At 45.7% G+C, this 4,411-nt stretch carries 4 protein-coding genes; 2 read left to right on the top strand and 2 right to left on the bottom strand.

Annotation, left to right across the window (positions count from 1 at the left end; genetic code table 11):
• Window positions 1-138 precede the first annotated feature (138 nt).
• Complete coding sequence (locus H740_RS04430; protein WP_002951777.1) at window positions 139-1,281, top strand: glycerate kinase family protein; 1,143 nt, start codon at window positions 139-141, stop codon at window positions 1,279-1,281.
• A 796-nt stretch (window positions 1,282-2,077) separates the two neighbouring features.
• Complete coding sequence (locus H740_RS04420; protein WP_002951773.1) at window positions 2,078-2,503, top strand: hypothetical protein; 426 nt, start codon at window positions 2,078-2,080, stop codon at window positions 2,501-2,503.
• A gap of 249 nt (window positions 2,504-2,752) precedes the next feature.
• Here H740_RS04420 and H740_RS04415 read toward each other — a convergent pair whose 3' ends face one another.
• Window positions 2,753-3,322: a YceI family protein gene (locus H740_RS04415; RefSeq protein WP_002951772.1), complete on the bottom strand. Its 570-nt coding sequence runs from the start codon at window positions 3,320-3,322 to the stop codon at window positions 2,753-2,755.
• A 134-nt stretch (window positions 3,323-3,456) separates the two neighbouring features.
• Window positions 3,457-4,359: a 1,4-dihydroxy-2-naphthoate octaprenyltransferase gene (gene menA, locus H740_RS04410; protein ID WP_002951771.1), complete on the bottom strand. Its 903-nt coding sequence runs from the start codon at window positions 4,357-4,359 to the stop codon at window positions 3,457-3,459.
• Window positions 4,360-4,411 lie beyond the last annotated feature (52 nt).

Genomic DNA, 4,411 nt, shown 5'->3' with positions numbered 1-4,411 from the left:
TGCTTGCAGTTGCGAGTGCAACGAAGCAAAAATAGTCCGCCGAGCTAAATTTTAGCCAGCTCCGCTTCTTGCAAAGCAGTGAGCGAAGCGCAACTGAAAAAGCGCTCAAAAGACAAGCCTTGCCAAAAAGGAAAACAGATGAAAATACTAATAGCAATCGACTCTTTCAAAGGCTCTCTGAGCTCCCTCGAGGCCGGCAACGCCGTAAAAGAGGGTATCGAAGCCCTAGCCGGCGAGACCGACGAGGTGGTGGTTAAGCCCATCGCAGACGGCGGCGAGGGTAGTGTGGTGGCGCTAGCGGACGCGCTAGAGGGCGAGTTTATCGACGTCATCGTTCAAAATCCTCTCGGCGAAAAGATCCCCGCCAGATACGCGCTCGCAGGTGAGCTGGGCATCCTAGAGATGGCGTCTTCTAGCGGACTCATGCTGGTGGAAAAAGAGCGCCGAAACCCGATGAAAACTAGCACCTACGGCTTTGGGCAGATGATTTTGCATGCTATTAGCAAGGGCGCGCGTAAATTTATCGTTGGTATCGGCGGCAGCGCAACGAACGACGCTGGCACGGGCATGCTAAGCGCGCTTGGATACGAGTTTTTTGACGAAAACGGCGAGCTGCTCGAGGGCAAAGGCGAAAACCTCATAAAAATCACCAAAATCTCAAACAAAAACGTAGTACCCGAGCTGCAAGAGTGCGAATTCCTCGTAGCTTGCGACGTGGATAATCCTCTGTTTGGCAAAAACGGCGCGGCATACGTTTACGGACCACAAAAGGGCGCGGATGAACAGATGGTAAAGGAGCTAGACGCAGGGCTCATTAGCTTTGCGAGCGCGACGAGCGAGCACTTTTCGAGCGAATTTTGGAACTTTAAGGGCGCGGGCGCGGCAGGCGGGCTAGGGTATGGGTTTGTTAGCTACCTAAACGCCAAACTAAAGCCTGGCATCGACATCATCATGGAGGAAATCCGCCTAGAAGAGGACGTGAAAAACGCCGATCTAATCATCACCGGCGAGGGACGACTGGACTTTCAAAGCTCGATGGGCAAGACCCCGACCGGAGTGGCCAAGATCGCCAAAAAATACGGCAAGCCGATCATCGCGCTAGCAGGCAGCGTGGCGCCGTGCGCCGGCGGCTGTAACGAAAACGGCATCGACGCATTTTTTAGCGTATTAAACGAGCCTGTGAGCCTAGAGGAAGCGATGGATAAGCAAACCGCGACGCGCAATCTCAAAATGACCGCCGAACAGGCATTGAGGCTATATTTGCTAGGGCGTAAGGGGTAAATTTACGCTTTGATACGGCGACTGGGTCGGCAAATTTATCTATTTGCCGGCTTGCTTTCTTTCATCCAGAATTTAAACAAAAGCAAGCTGATTTTAGGCTATTCAAATTCACTAGTGCTATGGGATTACTTTAAATAAATACATAATGTTTGCTGGTCAGCTGACATTCTTAATATAAGGAATATCATGTTTTGTCTGTTGGCGAGGGGGTGTGAGTGTAATTATTATGATACTAACAGCGTCAAATGTTTATTTATAGGCTATGTGCTTGGTGGCACTAACGTAAAAGTAGGTAAAAATTTAATTGTTATTGTAGGCAGATAAAAATAGGTAGCTGAAAAATAGATTAATGCACTTTTAAACATAAAAATACTATATTAACTTTAAAAAGTAAGGAGACAAAAACCATGTATTCGGAAATAGTCTATAACATATACCACTTTTTAATGCAGGTTGGTTTTTCATCCTTTTATGCTTGTATGTTTATCGGGGCTATTCATGCTCTACCGGTGGCTATCCTTTTTAGACAATCGGTTTTGTTGGTTCTTTTTTATATAGGTACAACATCATACGTTTGGGCTACCTTTGCAGCTAACAACGAGGGCATCTTAACATTGCCGTCAGCTGGAAATTACACACTTCTTTTTTGGACATCAACAGTTCTTGTGGGAGCAGCCTCTGCCATATCTCCAAAAGAACCAAATTTGTATACCGACTTTATGATACCGTGCGACATTGGTGTAGACTGACAAACGAAGTAAATATATAATTTATGCTAGCATTTAAGGAGGTTTCTATGTTTTATGATTGTTTTCAGTTCATAAAAAACTTTTATATGACAACAATGGCCATAAGCGCATCTGCTGCCACATATCTTACCTCTTTTACCTTAAATCTAGTGATAATGTCTTTATTTATTTTGGCAATTCATAAATTTAGCATAAAAAGACTTAAGGCTACTAAAATCATTATAACAACTATTATAACCTCACTTATATTTTGCTATATGTTTGAGCATTTTTTTGTAAAAAATATGGAGATTAAATCTTTACCTTTTATAATTTATTACACTTTTGTTTTTTATAGCACTATTATATTTTATTCTAAGGACATTACATTTGACCTAACCGCTGCACGCGATGAAATGTGCTCCGGTGCTTACGGTTACTTTTTCCTTAGCCCAGATGAACAAGCACAAGATGACCAGCCATATGAGATGTAATACACTTGTGAACATAGGGATAAAATAAAAATACGCTATAATAGCTTTCATGATATTGTTTTACGCTTTTTTAATATTATACTAATCTATACTGCCAAAAAAGAGTATGAATTTATATTCTTTTTTTGGCGAACACAAAAACCTACTCCCGGATCAAACCTAAACGCTGCTGCTTTGGCGTAGTAAATTTAATGACATGTGGTAAAAGCCAAAAAAGTTAAAAAGCCAGAAAACGAGCTTTAACTAGACTTATTTTTCCTTCGCCTCGATCTCGATCTCTAGCTCGACTTTGTCCGATAGCGTGATCTCTGAGGTGTCTAGCCCGATCTCAAAGAGCTTGCGCTTAGTTTCGCCCTCTAGGCTAAAGCCGATTTTTTCCTTGCCGTTTTTATCCGCAGTAAAGCCGCCAAGCTCGAATTTTAGCACCACGGGCTTAGTAACGCCGTGCATCGTGAGCGTGCCCACGACCTTGCCTTCCGTGTCGTTTTCTTTTTCAAATTTGACCATTTTGTAGGTGATTTTGTCAAATTTGGCCGCGTTGAAAAAATCCGCACTTCGTAGGTGCTCGTCTCGCTTGTCGTTTTGCGTATTTACCGAGGCAGTCTCGATGGTAGCCTCGAGCGCTTTTAGCTCTTTGGCGTCCTTGTCGTAGTCGATCACAGCGTCAAATTTGCCGAAATTCCCGCTTACTTTTGAGATGCTTAGGTGCTTGATCTTAAAGCCGACGCTGCTGTGTGCCGGGTCGATCTCGTATACTGCGGCGTTTGCGAAGCTCGCTGCTAGCGCTGCGACTAGCGAAAATTTGATGAGTTTTTTCATTTTTTCTCCTTGTGATTTAGGTTTGAAAGTGTATTTTAAAAAAGTAAATATATAACTTTTTCGCAACATTTTGAGAAAAATTTGAATTACTTATTCGGCGCCCGCAATGGCACGGAACAATAATCAGGCTAAATTTAGCCTAAAATTTCCCCGACGAAAAACAGCACCGACATCGCAAACGTGCAGAGCGCGACGACCTTTAGCTGCCCGTCGAAGTCGCGACACTCCTGCACTTTTAAGATGAAAAAGAGATGCCAAATAAGCGGCACGAAGCTCGCTATATAGAGTAATTTTATGCCCGAATCTCCGCGCAAAAGCGAATAGCAAAGCATCAATCCTGCTCCGCCGGCGATTAGCACATAGTGATAGAGCTTGGCCGCGCGCAGCCCGATCTGTACGGGAATCGTGCGCTTGCCTTTGAGCGCGTCGTTTCGGATATCGCGCATATTATTTAAATTTAACACCGCCGTGCTTAGCATCCCGCACGAGCACGCAGGTAACAGCAGCGCCGCATCGAGCGAACGCGCGTATAAAAAGTATGAGCCCAGCACGCTCAAAAGGCCAAAAAACAAAAACACGAAAACGTCGCCGAGCCCCTTGTAGCCGTATGCGCCGGCTCCCACGGTGTAGCGGATCGCCGCGTATATCGACGCGCCGCCTAGCGCCAAAAATAGCAGCACGAGATAAAACCGTTCGCCGAATGCCAAAACGCTTAGCGCGAGGCTACAAAGCGCCGAAAGCAGCGCCGTAACTACGATGACGCGTTTCATCTCGGTCGCGCTCATCTGCCCAGTTTGGATCGCGCGGCGCGGCCCCAGTCTGCCCTCGTCGTCGGTGCCTTTTACTGCGTCGCCGTAGTCGTTGGCGTAGTCGCTGAGTACCTGAAACAGAAGCGTCGTAAGTAGCGCCAGCGCAAAAATATCCGCCCTAAACGCGCCCGCACCGTATGCTGCGCCGCTGCCGAGCAGTACGCCTGAGACGCTAAGCGGCAGCGATCTAAGGCGAGCGGATGCGTAAAGAGCCTTTGCGGTTATCATTTTTTACCTTTTTAAATTTATACGCCGAATTTACGGCAAATTTGAGCTCAAA

This window comes from Campylobacter showae CC57C (assembly GCF_000344295.2).
Lineage (GTDB): Bacteria > Campylobacterota > Campylobacteria > Campylobacterales > Campylobacteraceae > Campylobacter_A > Campylobacter_A showae_B.
This window is presented reverse-complemented; position numbering and strand designations above follow the sequence as displayed.